At 72.4% G+C, this 22,127-nt stretch carries 13 protein-coding genes; 6 read left to right on the top strand and 7 right to left on the bottom strand.

Going from position 1 to position 22,127, the window contains the following annotated elements:
* Window position 1: 1 nt before the first annotated feature.
* The 3 genes from ACFU5K_RS03170 to ACFU5K_RS03160 all read left to right on the top strand — a co-directional run bounded on the left by ACFU5K_RS03170 (window position 2) and on the right by ACFU5K_RS03160 (window position 4,785).
* Complete coding sequence (locus ACFU5K_RS03170; RefSeq protein WP_384056060.1) at window positions 2-1,369, top strand: carbohydrate ABC transporter permease; 1,368 nt, start codon at window positions 2-4, stop codon at window positions 1,367-1,369.
* Window positions 1,370-1,469: 100 nt separating this feature from the next.
* Window positions 1,470-2,384, top strand: coding sequence for a carbohydrate ABC transporter permease (locus ACFU5K_RS03165; protein WP_384056057.1), 915 nt, complete (start codon window positions 1,470-1,472; stop codon window positions 2,382-2,384).
* A gap of 169 nt (window positions 2,385-2,553) precedes the next feature.
* Window positions 2,554-4,785, top strand: a complete 2,232-nt coding sequence (locus ACFU5K_RS03160; protein ID WP_384056053.1) for a CDP-glycerol glycerophosphotransferase family protein — start codon at window positions 2,554-2,556, stop codon at window positions 4,783-4,785.
* 55 nt (window positions 4,786-4,840) lie between these two features.
* On the opposite strand, the gene ACFU5K_RS03155 is transcribed toward ACFU5K_RS03160, so the two are convergent.
* The 6 genes from ACFU5K_RS03155 to ACFU5K_RS03130 form a co-directional block, all read right to left on the bottom strand.
* Entirely contained in the window at window positions 4,841-5,995 is a 1,155-nt protein-coding gene (locus ACFU5K_RS03155; RefSeq protein WP_384056050.1) for a glycosyltransferase, read from the bottom strand.
* Window positions 5,995-8,850: a CDP-glycerol glycerophosphotransferase family protein gene (locus ACFU5K_RS03150; protein WP_384056048.1), complete on the bottom strand. Its 2,856-nt coding sequence runs from the start codon at window positions 8,848-8,850 to the stop codon at window positions 5,995-5,997. Before ACFU5K_RS03150 ends, ACFU5K_RS03155 begins: the two co-directional genes overlap by 1 nt.
* On the bottom strand, window positions 8,847-12,299 hold the full coding sequence (locus ACFU5K_RS03145; RefSeq protein ID WP_384056044.1) for a CDP-glycerol glycerophosphotransferase family protein: 3,453 nt from the start codon (window positions 12,297-12,299) through the stop codon (window positions 8,847-8,849). Before ACFU5K_RS03145 ends, ACFU5K_RS03150 begins: the two co-directional genes overlap by 4 nt.
* Before the next feature lie 116 nt (window positions 12,300-12,415).
* Window positions 12,416-13,279, bottom strand: coding sequence for a TylF/MycF/NovP-related O-methyltransferase (locus ACFU5K_RS03140; protein ID WP_384056041.1), 864 nt, complete (start codon window positions 13,277-13,279; stop codon window positions 12,416-12,418).
* A gap of 11 nt (window positions 13,280-13,290) precedes the next feature.
* Complete coding sequence (locus ACFU5K_RS03135) at window positions 13,291-14,001, bottom strand: methyltransferase domain-containing protein (RefSeq protein ID WP_384056038.1); 711 nt, start codon at window positions 13,999-14,001, stop codon at window positions 13,291-13,293.
* A gap of 75 nt (window positions 14,002-14,076) precedes the next feature.
* Complete coding sequence (locus ACFU5K_RS03130; protein WP_384056035.1) at window positions 14,077-16,092, bottom strand: CDP-glycerol glycerophosphotransferase family protein; 2,016 nt, start codon at window positions 16,090-16,092, stop codon at window positions 14,077-14,079.
* Window positions 16,093-16,192: 100 nt separating this feature from the next.
* Between ACFU5K_RS03130 and ACFU5K_RS03125 the strand changes: the two genes are divergently transcribed.
* Complete coding sequence (locus ACFU5K_RS03125; protein ID WP_384056032.1) at window positions 16,193-19,630, top strand: CDP-glycerol glycerophosphotransferase family protein; 3,438 nt, start codon at window positions 16,193-16,195, stop codon at window positions 19,628-19,630.
* On the opposite strand, the gene ACFU5K_RS03120 is transcribed toward ACFU5K_RS03125, so the two are convergent.
* A complete protein-coding gene (locus ACFU5K_RS03120; protein WP_384056029.1) occupies window positions 19,620-20,225 on the bottom strand; it encodes a TetR/AcrR family transcriptional regulator in 606 nt (201 codons plus the stop codon). The two genes, ACFU5K_RS03125 and ACFU5K_RS03120, sit on opposite strands and share 11 nt — an antisense overlap.
* Window positions 20,226-20,364: 139 nt before the next feature.
* Here ACFU5K_RS03120 and ACFU5K_RS03115 point away from each other — a divergent pair, with 139 nt between their 5' ends.
* The gene (locus ACFU5K_RS03115; protein ID WP_384056025.1) at window positions 20,365-21,306 is read left to right on the top strand and encodes an ABC transporter permease; all 942 of its coding nucleotides are present in this window, start codon (window positions 20,365-20,367) and stop codon (window positions 21,304-21,306) included.
* Window positions 21,299-22,099: an ABC transporter ATP-binding protein gene (locus ACFU5K_RS03110; protein WP_384056023.1), complete on the top strand. Its 801-nt coding sequence runs from the start codon at window positions 21,299-21,301 to the stop codon at window positions 22,097-22,099. Before ACFU5K_RS03115 ends, ACFU5K_RS03110 begins: the two co-directional genes overlap by 8 nt.
* Window positions 22,100-22,127: the final 28 nt, after the last annotated feature.

Here is a 22,127-nt window from a genome sequence, read left to right as displayed (position 1 = left end):
GATGACCACTGCGACAGTGGGGGGCGCGCAGGCCGCGCCCCCCGCCGACAAGCGTCCCGACCCGAAGACGCGGACGCGCCGAAGCGTGACCGGCACGCGCAGGGCCGTCGCCGCGGCCTTCCTGCTGCCGGCCCTGGTGCTGCTCGGCGCCCTCGTCGTCTATCCGATCGTCTACTCCGTCTACCGCTCGTTCCTCGACCAGGCGGGCACGGGGTTCGCGGGCCTCGACAACTACAAGGCCCTGTTCACGGACGACACCATCCGCACCGCGGTCAAGAACAACGCGGTGTGGGTCGTCCTCGCCCCGACGGTCTCCACCGCGCTGGGGCTGATCTTCGCGGTGCTCACCGAACGGATCAGGTGGGGTACGGCATTCAAGCTGATCGTCTTCATGCCGATGGCGATCTCGATGCTGGCCGCCGGGATCATCTTCCGGCTCGTGTACGAACAGGCGCCGGAGCGCGGGGTCGCCAACGCCGTCATGGTGGGCGTGCACGACTCGTTCGCCGAGTCGTCCGGTTTCCCGAAGGCGCATCCCCTGCCCGTGCACCCGCTGAAGGCGGGGGGCGGCGGCTCCTTCGTCACGAAGGAGGCCGTGCGGGCCGGCGAGCCGGTCAGCCTGCCGCTGGTCGGCGTGGTGCCCTCCAAGATGCCCGGCGACGCGGCCCCCGCGAAGACGGCCGCCCCCTCCGGCGAGGGGGTCACCGGGACGGTCTGGCTCGACTTCACCAAGGGCGGCGGCGGCAAGCCCAATGTCGTCGACCCCAAGGAGCTGGGCCTCAAAGGCATCACCGTCGAGGCGGTCAAGGACGGCAACGTCGTCGCGACGGCCACGGCGGGCGCGGACGGCGTCTTCACGCTGCCCGCCTCGGCGGACGGATCGGTGCTCCGGCTCCCGGCGGACAACTTCCGTGAGCCCTACAACGGGGTCGACTGGCTCGGGCCGTCCCTGGTGACGCCGGGGATCATCGGCAGCTACGTCTGGATGTGGGCCGGCTTCGCGATGGTGCTCATCGCGGCGGGGCTCGCGGGGCTGCCGCGCGAACTCCTGGAAGCGGCACGGGTGGACGGCGCGAACGAGTGGCAGGTGTTCCGCAGGATCACCGTCCCGATGCTCGCGCCGGTGCTCGCGGTGGTGCTGGTCACCCTGATGATCAACGTCCTGAAGATCTTCGACCTGGTCTTCATCATCGCGCCCGGATCCTCCCAGGACGACGCGAACGTCCTGGCCCTGCAGCTGTACCGCTCCTCGTTCGGTACGGACGCCGATCTCGGCGTCGGCAGCGCCATCGCGGTGCTCCTTCTGCTGCTGGTGATCCCCGTGATGCTGTTCAACGTGCGCCGGATACGGAAGGAGGGCCGCCGATGACCGCCCGGACCCGCACCGCAGCCGCCTCCCACCGGGGGTACGGGGGTCGCCCCCCGGAAGAACTCAGCAACGTGCGCCGGATACGGAAGGAGGGCCGCCGATGACCACGACCGAGGTCGCCAAGGTTGAGCCGGCACCCCGGGCGGAGGCGGCCCCCCGTGCCGAGCGGTCCCTCGGGGCGCGGATCGCCGCACGGGCGGGCGGCGGGGGCATGCGGGTCTTCCTCGTCCTGGTGGGCCTCTTCTGGCTGATGCCGACCATCGGACTGCTGCTGTCGTCGCTGCGCGGTGCCGACGACATCGCGGCGACCGGCTGGTGGAAGGTCTTCACCGCCCCGTCCCAGCTCACCTTCGACAACTACCAGCGCCTGCTTGACAATTCGACCATCACGGGCTCCCTCGTCAGCACGGTCCTGATCACCGTCCCGGCCACCTTCCTCGTGGTCGTGATCGGTTCGTTCGCCGGATACGCCTTCGCGTGGATGGAATTCCCCGGCCGGGACTGGTGGTTCCTGGTCGTCGTGGGGCTGTTGGTCGTCCCCGTGCAGGTCGCGCTGATCCCGGTGTCCGAACTCTTCGGCACGATCGGGATCTTCGAGACGACGTTCGGTGTGATCATGTTCCACACGGCGTTCGGCCTGCCGTTCGCCATCTTCCTGCTGCGGAACTTCTTCGCCGAGATCCCGCGCGAACTCCTGGAGGCCGCACGGCTGGACGGAGCCGGCGAGATCCGGCTGTTCACCAGGGTCGTGATGCCACTCGGCGGGCCCGCGATCGCCTCGCTGGGCATCTTCCAGTTCCTCTGGGTGTGGAACGACATGCTGGTCGCCCTGATCTTCGCGGACTCGGAGTCCCCGCCGATCACGGTCGCCCTGCAGCAACAGGTCCGGCAGTTCGGCAACAACATCGACGTGCTGGCACCCGGCGCCTTCGTGTCGATGGTGATCCCACTGGCGGTCTTCTTCGCCTTCCAGCGGCAGTTCGTCTCCGGTGTGATGGCGGGGGCGGTCAAGTAGAAGAGGCCGGTTCAGCACAGACGTTCGTCAACATCAGGGCGGCCCGTTCACCCATGCTCGGGCCGCCCTACCTCGTACTTCCCCCGAATGCCACGTCCGGCGTAACCAAGTCACTCCATCGGCCGTTTGCGGGCCACCTGCCCGCCCGCGAGCGACCCCTGGATGTGTTGTGCCCCGGTTCAGTGTCATCGTGCCCGCGTACCGGGTCCAGGCGTACTTGCACGCGTGTCTCGACTCCGTGCTCGACCAGTCCTTCAAGGACTACGAGATCATCGTGGTCGACGACTGTTCACCGGACGCCTGCGGCCCCATCGCCGACGAGTACGCCGTCCGCGACCCCCGCGTCACCGTCGTGCACCTTCCGCGCAACTCCGGCCTCGGGCCGGCCCGCAACGCCGGGGTCGCCCGCGCCGGCGGGGACTACCTCCTCTTCCTCGACGGCGACGACACCTTCGCCCCCGAGGCACTGCAGGCCGTCGCCGACCGGCTGGCGGCCACCGGCGACCCGGACGTCCTCGTCTACGACTACGCCCGCACCTACTGGTCGGGCGAGAGCGTGCGCAACACCTTCGCCGAGCACCTCGCCGAGACCGGCCCGGCCTCCTTCCGACTCGCGGACCGCCCCGAACTGCTCAAGGTCCTCATGGTCGTCTGGAACAAGGCCTACCGGCGCGAGTTCGTCAAGGCGGAGGGGTTCACGTTCCCGCCGGGCTACTACGAGGACACCCCGTGGACCTACCCGGTGCTGATGGCGGCCGGGTCGATCGCCGTCCTGGACACCGTCTGCGTCCGCTACCGCCAGCGGCGCCGGGGCAACATCCTCTCCACCACCACCCGCCGGCACTTCGACGTGTTCGACCAGTACGACCGCGTCTTCGCCTTCATCGACTCCCGCCCCGGACTCGCCGACTGGCGCCCGGTGATATTCCGCAGGATGCTCGACCACTTCTCGACCCTCTTCACCTCGCGGGGGCGCCTTCCGCGCGGCACCCGGGGGGAGTTCTTCCGCCGGGCCCGCGCCCACTGCCGCCGCTACCGCACCCCCGGCGCCCCGGTGCCGCGCCGCGCCCGTCTGCGGCACGCCCTGTTCCGGCTCGGCGCCCACCGCACGTACCGTGCGCTCTGGACCGCCCAGCGGCTGCGCACCCGGCTCGGGCGCGCCGGCACGACAGTGCGGCGGGCGGTACGCGGGGCAGCCCTGCAGGTGCACTACCGGGTGCAACTGCGTCTTCCCGTCCGGGCGGGGGACGCGGTGTTCGCGGCGTACTGGCACCGTGGCTACACCTGCAGTCCCGCGGCGCTGGAGGCCACGGCCAGGGCCCTCGTGCCGGGGATCCGCACCTCCTGGATCTGCCGGCCCGAGGACGCGCACACGGTGCCCGAGGCGACCCGGGTGCTCCATCCCGGCACCGCCGCCTACTGGACGGCCCTGGCCCGCTCCAGATACCTCGTCAACAACGTCAACTTCGACCGCAGACTGGTGAAGAGACGCGGACAGGTGCTCCTGCAGACCCACCACGGCACACCCCTGAAGACCATGGGCACCGACCTCGTGCACCGCCCCGCCGCAGCCGGGGCCATGGACTTCGAACAACTGCTGCTCAACATCGACAAGTGGGACTTCTCGCTCTCGGCCAACCAGCACTCCACGCTCGTATGGGAGCGCACCTACCCGTCCGGCTACACCACGCTGGAGTACGGCAGCCCCCGCAACGACGTGTTCCACCGCGCGGGCCCCACGGAGACCGCCCGGCTGCGTGAGCGCCTCGGCGTCCCCCCGGGCAGCACGGCCCTGCTGTACGCGCCGACCCACCGCGACTACCGACGGGAGCAGGGGCACTGCCTGGACCTGGAACAGCTCGTCCGCGTGCTGGGTCCGCGTTTCGTGGTCCTGGCCCGCTCCCATTACCTTGACGCGACGTCCCGGGCGACCGCCGGACAGCGCCATCCGCGGATCATCGACGTCAGCGCCCACCCGTCCGTCGAGGAGCTCTGCCTCGCGTCCGACGGGCTGATCACGGACTACTCGTCGCTGATGTTCGACTACGTCAACCTCGACCGCCCGGTCGTCCTGCACCTGCAGGACGCGCAGGCCTACGAGGCGGCGCGCGGGACGTACTTCGATCCGGCCGCCTTCCCTCCCGGGGCCGTGGCACGGGACCAGGAGGAACTGCACGAGATCTTCGCGACGGACCACTGGCGCGGTCCGCGCTCCGCGCAGCGCCGGGCGGCCTTCCGGGCCCGGTTCTGTCCGTACGACGACGGGCACGCGGCCGAGCGCGTGGTGCGCCGGGTCTTCCTGGGGGACACCTCGGGACTGCCGGTCCCCGCGCCTCTGACGGGGCGGGGGCCGACGGGGGTACCCCGGCAGGTGCCGGTGCGGGAGTACACCAACGGCTGAGGCGGGCCCCCGCAGGGGCGCGGGGGCCGCCCCGCCCCCTGCCCGGGCCCGTCGTTCAGCGCTCCAGGAATGCGAACAGTTCGTCCCAGCGCGACATGATCTCCGCCTCGGAGAAGCGCTGGACGTTGACCCGCGCACGGTCGCCCATCGCGTCCCGCATGCGGGGGTTGCCGGTGATCCGCAGCAGCCGGTCGGCGAGCGCACCGATGTCCCCGGCCGGTGCGAGCAGACCGTCCTCGCCGTCCCGGACGATCTCGCGCACGCCAGGGGCGCAGTCGAAGGCCGCGCACGGCACCCCGCTCGCCATCGCCTCCATCAGGGCCAGCGGGAACCCCTCGCCCCGGGAGGACTGGACGAAGACGGAGGATTCCGCGAGTGCGGCGGCGACGTCGTCGGTACGCCCCCGCCAGCAGACCGAGGCGTCCAGTCCCAGACCGGTGCACTGCCCCCTGAGGGCCTGCTCGTCCTCGCCCGTCCCGTAGACGTCCAGCCGCCATTCCGGGCGCTGCGGGGCCACCAGCGCCCAGGCGTCCAGGAGCATGTCGATGCCCTTCTGATCCGTGAGCCTGCCGATGCTCGCCACCGACTTCTCGCGGCGCGGGGAGGGCACTTCGGGCAGGGCGGCCAGGGCGTTCGGCATGAAGCCCACGTTGTCCATCCCGTCACCCGCCCAGCTGTCGGCGTCCTGTGCCGTGAGGACGAGCCAGCGGTCGAGCGCCGCGTAGTGGTTCTTGATCCAGCGGTAGCGGTGACTCGCCCGCGAGTAGTCGTACGACTCGTGGCTCATCCCGATGACCCGCAGCCCCGACGTGTCCGCCTCGCCGACCCACTCCATCGCCCACACCTGGCTGACGATCACGACACCGCCCGGGCGGGCCCCCCGGAAGATCTCCGAGAGCCGGCCGACGGTGCGCCGCTTCTCCGCGGCGCGGGCCGCCTCGGCACGCCGGGCGGCCACCCGGAAGCGGTCCCGCAGTCCCTGGGGGGCCCAGGGTGTCGGCGGGTGCGCCGGGTACAGGGCGGTGACGGGGTAGGAGGGTGCCTCGGGCAGGGCCATCTTCCGCTCGGAGGCGTGGACGCCGACGGTGTGCACCCGGTGGCCCGCCTCCTGGAAGAGCTGGGCCGTCCGGTGCGTCCATCCGGTCACACCGCCGAGTTCGTCGGTGCTGTTGGCGACGATGAAGACGTCACGTTCACGGCTGACGCTCATCAGCGGTCCTCCCCGGTGCGGGTCGTGCGGGACGTGCGGGACGGGGTGATGTGCCGGGCGAACACGGCGTCGACGACGGCACGGGCCGCGTCGCCCCGGTCGTAGGCACCGAACTCCGCTGCGAAGGCGGCGCGCTGGTCCTGGAAACCGGTGTCCGCGCTCTTCAGCCGGGTGAGCACGGTGAACAGCTCCTCCTCGGTCGCGGTCACCGGCCCAGGAGCCTTCTCCCGCAGGTCGAAATAGCTGCCCCGCTCGGCGGCGTACTCGTCGAGGTCCGGTGCGAACAGGACGATCGGGCGGTCCAGGAGCGCGAAGTCGAACATGATCGACGAGTAGTCCGTGACCAGGACGTCGGTGAGCGCGAGCAGTTCGCTGACGTCGTGGTGGCCCGAGACGTCCACGACCGTCCCGGGCGGGCAGGCCGGCAGGCTCGCCGCCTCCAGGTAGTGGGCCCGCACCAGCAGGGTGTACGTGTCGCCGAAACGCTCCGCGAAGCGCGCCGCGTCCAGCAGGAGCCGCTGCCGCCCGCGCCGGCCGGGACCGCCCCGGAACGTCGGGGCGTACAGCACGACCTTGCGGTGGTCGGGGAGGCCCAGCCGGGCCGCGAGCGCCGGGCGCGGCAGCCGCCCCTCGGCCTCGTCCCGGGCGCGCGCCGCGAGGAGGACGTCGTTGCGCGGGTACCCCGTGCGCAGCAGGGTCGCCTCGGGCAGCCGGTAGGCGCGCGCCAGCGTGCGCTCGTCGTGCGGTGAGCGGACGAGGAAGTGGTCGAACCGACCGACCGCGTGCTGGAGCCGCTCGCGCTGCGGGGCGTTCTGCATGCGCACCCGCGTCTCGTCGAACCCCATGCGCTTGTACGCCGACCCGTGCCAGGTCTGCAGATAGGTGGTGCCCCGGGGCTTGTCGAGGTTCTGCGGGAAGCCCTGGTTGTCGACCCAGTACTCCGCCCTGGCCAGGGCCCACAGATAGCGCCAGGACCAGCGGCGCACGAGCCGGGCGTCCGCCGGGAAACCTTCCGGGGAGTCGGCGTACGACCAGACGCAGCGCAGCCGGAGTCCCCGGGCGCGCACCTCCTCGTGGACGGCCCGGGGGCTGTCGCCGTAACAGGTGCCCATGTGGCTCTCGAACACCGCGCTGCCCTTGCGCACGGGCAGCCGCAGGAGCCAGGAGCGGTACACGGAGACCTTGAAGCCCCGGGCCTGCAGCCGGTCCCACCGCCTTCCGAGGGCCCGGACCAGGAGCTTGACCCTGCGCGCGGGGCGGAAGTGCGTGGCGTAGTGGACCAGCCGGCGTGCCGTACGGGCGGGCCGACCGCGGGCCTCCAGGCGCAGCGCCAGGTGGTCCCGGGTGGTGACGTAGGGCTGCCAGGTGTCGCCGGTCAGCCTGCCCAGCCGGGGCCGGGCCGGTGACCGGTCCGCAGGACCGACGAGGTCGTGGGGGGCGAAGAGGTCGGTGACCGAACTGGCCCGGCCGTCCTCCACGACCATCCGGGCGTCCCAGACCGTGTCGCGCGGACCGAGCGGCCGGACGGCTCCGGTGAGGTCGAAGCGGGCCGACCAGTCGATGCCGGTGGCGTCGGCCCGGACGTCGTCCACCGGGACGCAAAAGGCCCGGGAGCCGTCCCGTACGCGGAACTCCAGGCGCGCGCCCAGGGCGCCGTCGGGGTCCGGGCCGGTGTGCGCGGGGAGGACGATCCGCCCCCGGAGCAGGACGCCGCGGCCGGCCGCCTGGTAGCGGGTGAGCCTGTTCATCAGTTTCAGCTCGCCGAACGCACGGTACTGGTGTCCGAGTTCGGTGACGTCGAGCGCGGGGTCCGTCCCGTCGTCCCAGTGGACGCGCCCGTCCTCGCCCGTCGAGAGGGGCGCTGTCACGGTGCCCCGCCGGCGCAGGGCGTACGCCGCGGTGAGCACCCCGTCCGCGTCGCCCCGCTCCAGCAGCCGTACGCCGACGCGTTCGACCGGCGGCAGGGCGAGGAGGGCTGCCTCCGGGACGCAGTCGGGCAGCACGCGGGCGGCCGTGGCGGCGATCCGGGCCCGCTCGGCGGCGGGCCGCTGGGGGAACGTACGCACGAGCGGGACCAGCCGGTCCCGCAGGAAGGCGCGGTCCCGCTCCTCGCACAGCTCGGTCAGTCCCTGGGCCACCAGCACATGGCACACCCTCCGGTGTGCCTCCACCAGCCCGGCCAGGTCCCGTCCGTCGTCGGGCAGGGCCCGGCCCGAGACGATCCGGCGGCGCACGAGCGCGATACGGCCGACCACGGACGCCGCCAGCGGCCCGAAGAGGATCCCGCTGCGGGTGAGATCCTCGGCATGGCGAAGGGCGTGCCGCTCCAGCGCGTCACGCCGCACGCAGTACCCGGACACCAGCGCGTCGTGCACCGCCAGTTCGGGGGCGTCGGTGAAGCGGCGGACGGTCCGGGAGCGGACGAACAGCGACTGCTGCCAGCCGGGTTCGCGCTCCTTGACCCCGTCCTGGGTGAGCCGGCTCCACCGCCCGGCGACCAGGTCGGCCCCGGTGCGCGCACCCGCCTCCAGGAGGTTGCGGCAGGCGTGCTGCTGGAGGCATTCGCCGGCGTCGAGGACGAGGACGTACGTGCCCCGCGCCGCGTCCAGGCCCGCGTTGCGCAGGACGGCGGCGGAGTCCGCCGCCGCATCCAGGACGCGGACGCGGCCGGGGGAACGCCCCGCGATCGATCCGGCCGCCTTCCGCACCTCGTCGGACGCCGCCGGGGCGAGGACGACGAGGACCTCGACGGCGCGCAGACTCTGGCCGAGCACGGACTCCACGGACGTCCGCAGCGCCTCCTGCCCGCACTCGGCGGCGGCGGTCACGACGCAGCTGAAGTCGGGGGCGCTCATGTACGGTCCCCCTTCAGCATCCGGTCCACTACCCGGGCGGACGCCGTCCCGTCGTCGAGATCGCAGAACGACTCGCGAAAGCGCGCGTACGCCTCGCGGTGGCCGGCCGTCGCGGCGTCCGGATCACGCAGCGCCTCGACGACGTCGGCCGAGGCGGTGATCAGCGGACCGGGCGCCAGCTTCTCGAAGTCGAGGCAGAATCCGCGCAGGGTGTCCCGGTAGTGCTCCAGGTCGTACGTGTGGAAGATCATCGGGCGGCCCGTCTGCGCGAAGTCGAACATCAGGGACGAGTAGTCCGTGACCAGCACATCGCTGATCAGCATCAGTTCGGCGGCGTCCGGGTACCGCGAGACGTCACGGACGAAGTCGTTCCCGGGGATGCTGCCGCCGACCAGGTAGTGGCGGCGCACGAGGAGGACGTGATCGTCACCGAGGGCCTGCCGGGCCTGCTCCAGGTCCAGTTGGAGGTCCAGCCCGTAGCGCCCGCTCCGCTTGGGCTGGTCCTCCCGCCAGGTCGGGGCGTACAGGACGACCCGCTTGCCGTCGGGCACGTCGAGCGCCTGCCGGACGGCGGCGGCGGTCTTCGCCCGGTCAGGGGCGTACAGCAGGTCGTTGCGCGGGTAGCCGCACTCCATCACCTCGCCCGTGTGCCCGAACGCCCGCCGCAGGACGGGGGTGGAGAAGCGGTTGGGCGAGACGAGCACGCTCCACTGCGCGGCGCGCCGGGGCAGGGACTCCATGTACGCCGTGTCCGCGCAGGCGGTGCCCGCGAGGTCGCGGCCGATGCGCTTGAGCGGGGTGCCGTGCCAGGTCTGGACGACGAACTGGCCCTCTGCCCGCTCGAACCACTCCGGCAGCTGTGTGTTGGTCACGATCCACCTGCTGCGGGCCAGTGCCTCGTGCCACTCGGCGCTGTGCAGTGCGACCGCGCGGACCCCGGCCGGCACGGCGGCCTGCTGGTCGCGCACCACCCAGAGGTGCTCGGCGCCGGTGTCGCGCCGGGCCAGCTCCTCCTGGACGGCGCGGGGCGAGTCCGAGAACTGGCGTCCGTCGAAGCTGGAGTACAGGACGGCGTCCCGCAGCCCCGCGCCCCGCGCGGCCGCGTGACGAGCACGCAGCCGGCGTTGCCCGAACGCGCCCCGGTCGCGCACCGGCAGGGCACTGCCGGAGGACAGGCAGAGCCGGTCGTGGAAGCGCCGTTCCAGGGTGAAGCGGCGGCCTCGCGCATCACGGTGCAGCGGCAGACCGGCATGCAGCTGGGAGACCACCCGAAGCGGCAGGTAGCGGTCCGGATCGGTCTCGCCGCGCTCGCGGAGGAAGGGGTACCACCTGCCCTCGGCGAGCGGCAGCGTGCCACCGGGACCCTCGACGGCCGCGGGTGAGAACGCCGCGCGGAAGGCGCCCCGCCCGTGCTCCACGGCGAAGGTGTTCTCCTCGTGGTGACCGCTGTGGCGCAGGACCAGCTCCACCCCGCGTTCCTGCCCGACCGGGAAGGTCCCTTCGAGTACCAGAGCGCCGTCGTCGGTCCAGGACACGCCTGCGACGACGGGCGGCACGGCACGGTCGGTGAGGACCAGGTCCCCGGAGGGGTTGGCCGCGGCGTACACCTCGCGCCCGTCGGCCAGGGGATAGCGCCCCGTCTCCGTCTCCGGCCGGGCGGCGACCGTCAGCCGGCGCGCCCCGCCGACCAGCTGGACGCCCCAGTCGCCGTCGGTACCGGGAAAGGCGTCCAGGGGGACCTCGACGACGAAGGTACGGCCGTCCGCGCCCTCGCCCGGTGCCAGCGGGAACTCCCGGGTCTGCTTCGAACGCCACTCCTGGATGCGCAGGGCCGTCGCGGTGTCCCGGCTCAGCAACCGCACCGCGAACCGGATCGCGTCGCCCCCATCCGTCGGCCGGTGCCCGGCGAGCACGGCCTCGATCCGCTCGGCCCTGAGCTCCAGCTTGTTGCCGGAGAGCAGGGGGACGACCCGGGTGCGCTCGTCGACGTACCGCACGGCGGGCGGAGCCGGATTGCCCAGCAGGCGCATCGGGCCACGGCGCGGGCGTCCGGCGCCGACGACGACGGACTCCAGCTTCCACAGGGTGCGGACCCCCCGGGCCGTGCGCCTGCCCGTGAGGCGCCGCGGGTCGACGACGGTCTCGAAACCTGACCGCTCGTAGCCGTGCAGCGAGCGGCCGGAGCCCGCCGCCGCCTCGTCCGTCGCGGAGCGGCGCAGCCGCAGCGGGATGACCCTGCGGCCCGACCGCAGCCAGCCGGTTCCGGCCGACCTGCCGGGGGCGTTGCGCACGTACGCGTACCCCTTGAGGTGCAGCAGGCCCTCGCGCCACACGGCCTCGGTCAGGTGCGCGTGTACGGGCAGGTCCGCGGCGGACAGTGCGGTGACGCTGCGCGGGAGCGGGGCGTCGACACCCGGGTAGGCGGCCCGTGGCCGCAGCGCGCCCCGGACGTGGAAGGTGTCGCGGTCGGTGGACTCGTGGTCCAGGAGGGCGAGCAGCTCCGCCGTCCTGCGCTGCCGGATAAGGCGCCACTTGACCCGCAGGTGCAACGGAAGCGAGTCGAAGACCGCCGGGTCGACAGTGTCGGCGAAGGCGTTCGCGTGGGTGAGGAAGGCTTCGTGGAAGCTCTCGTCCCCGTCCGGGAGCGCCTCGATGAACAGCCACAGGTCGCCGGAGAGCGCGTGCTCGTCGTAGCGCCGCTTCGCCTCCGTCATACCCCGGTCCGCGAGGAACCGGCTGACGGTGGAGACCGCGGTGACCCGGTCGCGGATGCCCCGGACGACCGCGCGCCGGGTGGTGATCGAGCCGTCACGGTCCCGCCAGTGGTAGACCGGCGTGGCGACGACGTCGACGCTGCGGGCCAGGAAGTACGCCGGCAGGACGACGGCGATGTCCTCGTAGATGACCCCTGTGGGGAAGGCGAAGGCGTGCCCGTCCCAGAAGGACCTGCGGAACACCTTGTTGCAGGCGATGCGGTCGCCGAGCAGGATCCAGTCCCGGGTGATGTGCGTGGCCCGGCGGGACGTCTCCATGGGCTTGCGGAACATCGGCGACTGTTCGAGCACGCCGCCGGCGCGCAGCCTGAGCACGTTGCCGGTCGCGAAGTCCGATCCGGAGGCGTCGAGTTCACCCAGCAGCAGGGCAAAGGCGTCCGGCGGGACGACATCGTCGCTGTCGACGAAGGCCAGGAACTCGGCGTCCGGGTGCGCGTGTCCGGCCCCGGCGTTGCGGGCGGCCCCGAGCCCCGCGTTCTTCTGGCTGACCAGACGGAAGCGCGGATCCCTCCCGGCGAACTCCCGGGCCACAGCGGCGCTGCCGTCCGTCGAACCGTCGTCCACCATGACGACTTCCAGGTCGGCCATGCTCTGTCCGGCGAGTGAGCCGAGGCAGGCTCCGAGGAAATCCTCGACGTTGTAGATCGGGACGACGACGGTGAGACGGGGTGCCATGGCGCTGCGCACGATCCTTCCGGGAGGACGGACGGACATCCTCTGCGACGGACGTCCTCTGTATGGAACGAGCCCCGTGCCGGTGAGGCACGGGGCTCGCAACGGGACCTGCCCGTTCAGGGTTTGACGGCGATCCGGCCCTCGTCCATGCGCAGCAGGAGAAGCTGCTCGCCGGTCTCCTCCAGGAACTCGTCCACGGCCTGGCGCGATCCCTGCCAGTATCCGTAGTCGTCGATCAGCAGCACCCCGCCGCTCACCAGCCGCCCGTACAGGTGCTTCAGCTCGTGCTTCGTCGAGGCGTACCAGTCGGTGTCGAGCCGCAGGACAGAGATCCGCTCGGGTGCCTGCCCGGGGACGGTGTCCTCGACCTTGCCCTGCACGTAGTGGACGCGGTCCTTCGGGTACGGGACCTGCTCGAACCCGGCCTGTACGTCCTGGAGTGAGGCCACCGCCCAGATGGGCCGGTCCTTGCCCTGGGCGTCCAGCAGCTCCTGAGCGGGCCTGCCGTCCCGGCGCAGGTCCTCGGCGGTGGGCGGGGTCATGCCCTCGTAGGTGTCGAAGAGGTAGAGGTCGCGGCCGGTGTCGCCTAGCGACAGCAGGGTCTTGGCGCAGGCCTGCATGGAACCGCCGCGCCACACCCCGCACTCGACGATGTCACCGGGGATGCCGTGCTTGACGACGTGCCGTGTCGCGAGGACGAAGGCGTTGAGCCGCTCCGGCGAGGTCATCGTGTACGGCTTGACCGCGCGGATGATGTCCTTCGCCTCGTCGTCGTAGTCCGCCGGGAACTGCGGCTTCCTCGCGGCGGGCTTCGCGGGGGCCGGCTTCGCCGCGGCAGGGGCCTCGGCGGCCTCGGGCGCGGGCCGGGGAGCGGGCACGGTCGCGCGCCTGAGCTGGTACCCGGTGAGTTGCTGAAGGACGCCGTTGACGGCGTTGCGCCAAGCCATGGGGCGGGACAGTACGCGCGTTTTGCGGCTCATGTCATCTTTCGTCAACCTGTAGTTGATGGGACCGTACGCGTGTCCGGGCGCCCGCAGAGCTCGCGGCCGTCGAGCGGGCGCGGCACCGGGACCCGGTCCACCCCGCCGACCCGGTTCGCCCACCACACCGCCGTCTCCCGCACGGCGAACATGGTCAGCCCGCGATAGCGCGGCGGCCTGCGGAAGACGCCGACGGAGTCCCCCCAGTAGGCGGCCTTGGAGTCGATGGACCCGTAGTCGTGCCAGATGCCCCTGGTGGGCGGGAAGTCCGTGTACGCCTCGCGGAGTTCGAGGCCGGAGTGGGCGGCCATCGCCCGGAAGCCGTCCGGGTAGTAGCGCCAGCAGTCCTGGGCGTCGTGGGCGTGGCCGCGCGAGGGTGCGGTGATGAAGGCGTGGCCCCCGGGCTTGAGGACCCGGGCGATCTCCATCATCGACACCCAGAAGAACGGGATGTGCTCGAAGGCCTGTCCGGACATGACGACGTCGGCGCTGCGGGAGCGGGCTGGGATGCGGTAGGGGCGCTTCATGACGGCGTCCACGTTGGGGCCGTCGAGGACGTCGACCCCGAAGTAGTCGATGTCGTGGTCCGCGAGCAGGCCGCGATGGGTGCGGGACTGTTTCCCCGAGATCCGCGAGCCGAGGTCCACGACACGGTGCCTGCGGTCTCTGGGCAGGTACTCCTCGATGCAGATCCGCATCTGCTCGTAGGCGGACCGGTGCATGTGCCTCTCCCAACGTTTCCACGTGCGCGCGCTGTTGAACACAACGACGGCGGGGTCCGGAGGACACCCGGGATTTCAGCCCGCGCTCACCGGGAAGATCCGCCGCACCACGCGCTCCGCCGCCTTCCCGTCGTCGTACGGGCAGAAGCGGCTGCGGAAGGCGGCGCGCAGCGCGGCCGCCCCCTCCGAACGCCAGGCGCCGGTGCGCAGGGCCTCGGACAGCTCGTCCTCGGTGGTGGCCACCACCCCGGGGGTGTCACCCGGACGCCCGGACAGCAGGTCGACGTAGGTACCGCGGGATGCCCGGTAGGCCTCCCAGTCGGGTGCGTAGATGATGATCGGGCGGTCCAGGCACGCGTAGTCGAACATCAGGGACGAGTAATCGGTGATCAACGCGTCGGCGGCGACACAGAGTTCCTCGACCCGTGGATGTCCGGTGACGTCGATGACCCGCTCCGTCGCCTCCGTGCCGGCCGAGCGCCCGTAGAAGTAGTGCGCGCGGACCAGCAGCACTCCCCCGGGACCGAGCTCGCGGGCCAGGCGCTCCACGTCCAGCCGGGGGACGAAACCCCTGCGGTAGTCCCGGTGGGTCGGCGCGTACAGCAGGACGGTCGCGCCGGGTGCGATACCGAGCTCCGCCCTGATCTTCCCCGCCTGTTCCGCCGTTGCGGTGCACAGGACGTCGTTGCGCGGATAGCCGTAGGGCAGCTGCTCGTAGGCCGACGGGTACACCCGGTCCCAGACCTCGGAGCTGTGCGGGTTGGCGGAGAGACTGAAGTCCCACTGGTCGGTGTGCGCCACGATCCGCTCGAAGTCGACGCCGTTGGTGAGGGCGGGATACGGGTACTGGTCCAGGCCCATGGTCTTCAGCGGGGTCCCGTGGTGCGTCTGCAGGTAGACCTGGCCCGGACGCTTCGTGAAGCCGCCGGGAAAGCTGGAGTTGTTGACGAGGTACGTCGCGGTGGCCATGGTCCGCCAGTAGGCGCGCGAGCCCTCGATGACGTACGGCACGCCCGGCGGCATCCGGTCCAGGTGGCGGGAGGAGACGACCCATACGCCCCTGATGTGCGGGACCAGTTCGCGGGCCTTTTCGTAGACGGCGGCCGGATTGCAGGCGACGCCCCTGTTCCAGTAGGCCCCGTAGACGGCGAGGCGGGGGTCAAGCGGGCGGCGCAGGTCGGCGCGGTAGACGGCCCGCATCACGCGGGCGCGCAGCGACTTGTGTCCCGCGCGCAGGAGCGCACGCGCCCGGGCACGCCCGGCGCGGACGGTCTCCCGGAGCCGGTGCGCGGCGTACGGGCCGGGGAGACCTGCCGCGCGGAAGAACGCGGCGCGGTCGGCGGGGGCGATGCGGCCCCGGTCGCCGAGCACCGCCGTCAGATGCGCGGTGCGCGCGGCAGCGGTTCCGGGGCCGTCGCCGCCCTCGCCGGCCAGCCGGTCATAGGCGTCGATCACCGCGAAGTGCGCGCGGCCCGGCGTCGTGGCTGGTGTGCCCCTGCGGCGCGGGTGGTGGCGCACGCAGATCCGGTCGAGCGCGGCCAGGGTGCCCGCGTCGGAGGCGAGGAGCAGGGCGCGGTGGACGGGTACGACATCGCCGTACGGACCCTCGGTGAAGCGGAGCCGGGCGTCGTCCCAGAAGGCGCGGCGGAACAGGTGGCCACGGGCGGCCGGGAGCGCCGGGCCCGGCTGCCGCACCCCCCGCCAGTCGACGCGGTCGTGCCCCACACGCAGGACGTCCGGCCGGTCCGCCGCCAGCCGTGCGGCGATCTCCGCGGCCGCGCCGGGGAGCAGCAGGTCGTCCCCGTCCAGGAAGAGCAGATAGGTCCCCCGGGCCGCCGCCGCGCCTGCGTTGCGGGCGGCGCCGGTGTCCCAGGGGCCGTCGAGGAGCAGTACGCGCAGACGGGGGTCGAGCGCGGCGCACTCCCGCGCGATGGCGAGTTCCGGCGCGCCGTCCGGGGTGCCGGTTCCGACGGCGATCAGCTCGATCTCCACCGTCCCGCTTCCGGCAGCGGCCTGTCCGGTCACGGACTCCAGGGCCGCCCTCAGACGGCCCCGGGCGTGGTGGGCGGGCACGACGACACTGAGGAGCATGGCAGCCGAGCGTAGTGCGGCCCGCACGGCCCGACCTACAAATCTTCACCCGTTCGGGTCAACGGCGTGACCCCCGGCGCTCCCCCGGGTTGTGCCGTACATGAAGCCACTCCTCAGCGTCGTCGTCCCCGTGCACAACGTCGAGGACTATCTTCAGGAGTGCCTCGCCTCGCTGGCCGGCCAGTCGCTGCGGGACATCGAGGTGGTGCTGGTCGACGACGGCTCGACGGACGGGAGCCGCCGCATCGCGGAGGACTTCGCGGCCCGGGACGGGCGCTTCCGCTGCGTCCACCAGCCCAACGCCGGGCTGAGTGCCGCCCGCAACACGGGAGTCGCCCACACCACCCCGGGGGTGCCGTACCTGGCGTTCGCCGACAGTGACGACGTGCTCGTCCGCGACGCGTACGAACGGATGCTGGCGTCCCTGGAGTCGACGGGCTCGGACCTGGTCACGGGCAACGTGTGGCGGCTGAACGAGCACGGCAGGCAGCAGGCCTGGCAGTACCGCTGGCTCACCGGCGACCGCCCGCGCACCCACATCACCCGCGACGCCCGGCTGCTGGCCGACCGGGTCGCGTGGAACAAGGTGTTCCGGCGCGCGTTCTGGGACCGGCACGCCTTCTCCTTCCCGGTCGGCAGGCTCTACGAGGACACGCCGGTGATGATCCCCGCGCACTACCTCGCGGGGTCGGTGGACGTCCTCCACGAGCACGTCTACCTCTGGCGGGTGCGAGAGGGGTCGATCACCCGGCGGCGTACGGACGTCCGGGGCGTACGGGACCGTATCGCGGCCTGCGAGCGGGTCAGCGAGTTCCTGGCGGACCGCGGCCCCGGGCAGCGGCTGCGCTACGACGCCTCGTGCCTGCGCGACGACTTCGTCTACTTCCTGGAAGGGCTGCCGATGGGCGGCCCCGATTACCGCTCGGCGTTCATGGAGGACGCCGGCGCCTTCCTCGACCGCGCGGGCGACGCGGCCCTGACCGGTCTGCCCGCCGATGCACGGATCAGGTGGCGGCTGGTCCGGGAGCGCCGGCTCGGCGAACTGCTGGCCGTCCTGGCCTTCGAACGGGCGAACGGGAGCGGCACGTTCACCGTCGAGGGACTGCCGGGGAGGCGGCGTGCCGCACATCCCGGGGTGGCGCCTTCCAGCGGTGTGTCGGCGCGCCTCGGCAGCGGTGATCTGCCCGCGGTGGCACGGCTCGTGGAATCCTCCTGGGGCGCCGACGGCCGGCTGCGGCTGCGCGGCTACGCGTACGTCCGCAACCTCCCGGCGGCTACGGCCCGGCAGTCGCTGAAGGCGGGTCTGGTCAGGGAGTCGGGCGGCAGACGGCTGCGGGCGGTGCCGGTCCGCACGGTGCGGACCGGCACCGCCACGGCGGACTCCGGCCAGGAACTGCACCGCTACGACCACGCGGGCTTCGAGATGGTCCTGAACCCGGGGCGGCTCGGACCCGGCAGGTGGCTGGTGGGCGTGGTCGTGGCCGGGCACGGCGTCGTACGCCGGGCAGCCCTGCGTGCCGTGGAGGCCGCCGCCGCCCAACCGCTGGTCCACGACCTGGGCGGTGGGCTGCGTGCGGTGCTCGGCTACCGGGAGGGCAGGCTCGAACTGGCCGTGGAGCGTCTGCCCGCCATGGCTCTCGCCCATGACGGCGGTCCGGAGGCCGCGGAGCTGACCGGCCGGCTGTACGGGAGCGCGCGCCCCGCCTCTCTCGTGCTCACGCGGACCGGGTCGGCCGAGCACGTCTGCCCGCTGCGGATCCCGAACGGCGGGGCCGGCGAGGAGGGGGGCGGGGACGGACCGGCCGGGACCCGCTTCGCCGTCCGTATCCCGCTGGCCGCGCTCGCCGCAGAGTCCGGCCCGCCCCCCGCCGCAAGCCCCGCGGCCGCCCCTTCGCCCGGTGCGCGGTGGCGGGCCCTGCTCCTGACCGATGACGGCGCGCGCCTGCCCCTTGCCGCCGCACCGGACCTGCCGCCGCCCCTCTTCGCCGACGCGGCCGGCCACCTGGTGGTGGAGGTGTCCGGCGAACCCCTCGTGGACGCCGCCTCGACCGCTCCGGACGGGGGAGTGTGGGTCGAGGGGACCGGATCAGGAGTTCTCGTGCTGCGCAACACCGCCCTCGGCGAGACGGTGACCGTGCCCGTCGAGGAGCGGGACGGACGCTTCCGCGCGGTGTTCTCCGAGCCGCCCCGCGAGGGCGACTGGGAGGTGTCCCTCGACAGCAGGCCCGTCCGCGTGACCGGCCTGCTCGCGGCCCGCCTGCCGGTGAGCGCGGCCGGTGCCCGCTTCCGGCTCGACCGGCGCAACGGCGACCGGCTGACCGTGCGCTGCGCACCGGCGCTCGGGGACGCGGAGCGCAGCGCGTACCATCGCGGCCGGCTGCGCTCGGCGCACTACCCGGCGCAGCGGGGACTGCCCCTGCGGGACGCGGTTCTCTACGCCGGGGACGGCTCGCCGCGCGCCGTGCACGCCGAGCTCGTGCGCCGGAGCACCGACGCCGAGCACCTCTGGGTAACCGACGGGTCGGCGGGTGACGCCGCACGCGTCCCGGCCACCGCCGTCCCCGTCGTGGCGCACAGTGCCCAGTGGTACGAGGCGCTGGCCCGCGCCCGCCGCATCGTGGCGGCGGGTCAGCTGCCGGAGTGGTTCGAGCGCCGTCCGGGCCAGACGGTCGTGCAGACCTGGCACGGCGCCCCCCTCGGCCGGTTCGGCCTGGACCTCGCCGGCACCCTGTACGCCGACCACCAGCACCTGGACACGCTGGCCCACCGATCCGCCCAGTGGTCGGTCCTGGTCTCCCCGAGCGCCTTCGCCACCCCGCACCTGCGCCGGGCGCTGGCCTACGAGGGCGAGGTGCTGGAGGCGGGCTCCCCGGCCGGCGACCTGCTGTCCGCACCCGGCCGGGACAAGACGGCCGAGCGGGTACGCGGCTCGCTGGGCGTCCCGGACGGCCACCGGGTGGTTCTCCACGCACCGACCTACCGCGACCATCTCGCGCACGCCCCGGGCAGCCTCCCTTCCGGGTCCCCGCCGCTGTACCGCTGGGATCCGGCGCTCGATCACGCGGAGCTGGCGCGGTCGCTCGACGGGCGCACCACGGTACTGGTCCGCAGGCACCCGCAAGTGACGGGCAGCGTTCCGGCGCACCCCGCGCTCCGGGACGTGTCCGGCCATCCGGACGTCGCGGAGCTGCTGCTGATCGCCGACGTGCTGGTGACCGACTACGCGGGGCTGACCTTCGACTTCGCGCACACCGGCCGCCCGATGCTCTTCCACACCTACGACCTGGAGCACTACAGGGACACCGTGCGCGGTTTCTGCCTGGACTTCGAGACCCGTGCGCCAGGCCCCCTCCTCGTCAGCACCCAGGAGGTGGCCCAGGCGCTGCGGGCCACTCCGGCGTCGGCGGCGCTGCACTCGGACGCCTACGAGAGCTTCCGGCGGGATTTCTGCGGTCCGGCCGACGGCGGTGCCGCCCGCCGCGTCGTGGACCGGCTGCTCGACGAGGAGCCCGGAGGGCTCCGGCCCGTCAGCCCTTGAGCGCGCGGACCGCCGAGGCGGCCAGATCGTCCAGGTAGCCCTTCGGCAGGCTGCCGCGGACGACGGCGAGACGCCAGTAGAGCGGTCCGACGATGAGGTCCAGTGCCCGGTCCGGGTCGCTGCCCTCAGGCAGCTCGCCGCGGGCCACCGCCTCGCGCACGACGACGGCGGCCACACCCTGCTGCTGGTCGAGCAGGGCCGCCTTGATGGCGTCGGAGATCTCCGGGTTGCGGGCCGCCTCGACCAGCAGGTCCGGGATCACCTGGGCCGCGACGGGGTGCCGGAGGGCGTACGAGGCCAGTTCGAGCACGGCCCGCACGTCTCCGTACAGCGAACCGGTGGCGGGCGCGGGCATGCCCTGCGCCGCGACGGCGGCGACCAGGTCCAGGACGAGGTGCAGCTTGGACTTCCAGCGCCGGTAGACGGCGGTCTTGCCCACACCCGCGCGTCGGGCGATGCCCTCGATCGACATCCGCGCGAATCCGACGGCGGCCAGCTCCTCGAAGACGGCGACGCGGATCGCGTCGGTCACGTCCTCGCGCAGCACCGCGGCACCTGCCGGGGTGCGGCGCCCGGTTCGCCGTTCGGTGGTCATGGCCCGATGATAGACCGTAACGACGAAACGGTTGCGTTGCGACGCACATACGTCTTACTGTCAGCGTTACGACGATACGGTCCCGTCCCATCCGCCCGGGTCGTCCGCCCTCTCCCCAAGCCCCCCATCGAAAGCGATCGTGGTGAGCCAGACAGCAGCCCCGCCGGCCCCGGTGGACACCGCATCTCCCGCCCTCCTCCCCGTGTACGAACCCGGCGAGCTGGCCGCGCTCGCGGCCCGGCACGGGCTGACCGTCAGCGGAGCCCGGCCGACGCTCGGGGAGTACGTCCGGCAGCTCTGGGGGCGCAGGCACTTCATCACCGCCTTCGCCACCGCCAAACTGACCGCGCAGTACAGCCAGGCGAAGCTCGGCCAGATCTGGCAGATCATGACCCCGCTGCTCAACGCGACGGTCTACTACTTCATCTTCGGCGTCCTGATAGGCACCAAGCGCGGAATCCCCGACTTCGTGCCCTTCCTCGTCACCGGCGTCTTCATCTGGACCTTCACCTCCAGCTCGATCACGGCCGGCACCCGGGCCATCAGCGGCAACACCGGACTCGTCAGGGCGCTGCACTTCCCCCGGGCGTCCCTCCCGATCGCGCTGGCCATCCAGCAGCTTCAGCAACTGCTGTTCTCCCTGGGCGCGCTGTTCCTGATCCTGCTCGCGTTCGGTCAGTACCCGCAGCCCTCCTGGCTGCTGGCGATCCCCGCACTCGCCCTCCAGGCGCTGTTCAACACCGGCGTCTCCATGGTCGTGGCGCGGCTCGCCGCCAGGACCCCGGACATCGCGCAGCTCACCCCCTTCATCCTGCGTACCTGGATGTACTCCTCCGGCGTCATGTGGAGCCTGGACACCCTGCTCTCGGGGGACCGGGTCCCGCGGCTCGTCCTGCTCGCACTCGAATGCAATCCGGCCGCCGTCTACATCGACCTGATGCGCTACGCCCTGATCGACAGCTTCACCGGCGCGCAACTGCCCCCGCACGTGTGGGCCGTCGCGACGGGATGGGCGCTCGTCGCCGGCATCGGCGGCTTCGTCTACTTCTGGAAGGCCGAGGAGAGGTACGGACGTGGCTGACACCCCCGACACCCGAGTGCCCACCGTCGTCGTCGACGACGTCCACATCACCTACACCGTGAACGGCGCCCGCACCGGCCGGGGCAGCGCCACCTCCGCGCTGAACCGGATCGTGTCGCGCAAGCAGCCCCGGGGAGCGCGCCAGGTGCACGCCGTGAAGGGCGTCAGCTTCGCCGCGTACAAGGGCGAGGCCATCGGGCTGATCGGTTCCAACGGTTCCGGCAAGTCGACCCTGCTCAAGGCCATCGCCGGTCTCCTGCCGCCGTCGAAGGGACAGGTCCACACCCAGGGCCAGCCCTCCCTCCTCGGGGTGAACGCCGCCCTGATGAGCGACCTGACCGGCGAGCGCAACGTCGTGCTCGGCGGGCTCGCCATGGGAATGACGCGCGAACAGATCCGTGAGCGCTACCAGGCCATCGTCGAGTTCTCCGGCATCAACGAGAAGGGTGACTTCATCACCCTGCCGATGCGCACCTACTCCTCCGGCATGGGCGCCCGGCTGCGCTTCTCCATCGCCGCCGCCAAGAGCCACGACGTCCTGCTGATCGACGAGGCCCTGTCCACGGGAGACGCGAAGTTCCAGCGGCGCAGCAGGGACCGGATCATGGAGCTCCGCGAGGAGGCCGGCACGGTGTTCCTGGTCAGCCACAGCAACAGGTCGATCACCGACACCTGCGACCGCGCGATCTGGCTGGAGGCGGGCACGCTCCGGATGGACGGCCCGGCCAAGGAGGTCGTGGCGGCCTACGAGGAGTTCACCGGCCCGGCCAAGCCCCGGAGGCCCAAGAAGTGACACGTCCGCCGGACGGGCCGCGAAGGCC

This window comes from Streptomyces sp. NPDC057428 (assembly GCF_042803195.1).
Lineage (GTDB): Bacteria > Actinomycetota > Actinomycetes > Streptomycetales > Streptomycetaceae > Streptomyces.
The sequence above is the reverse complement of the archived record's forward strand: the minus strand, read 5'-3'. Positions and strand labels throughout refer to the sequence as shown.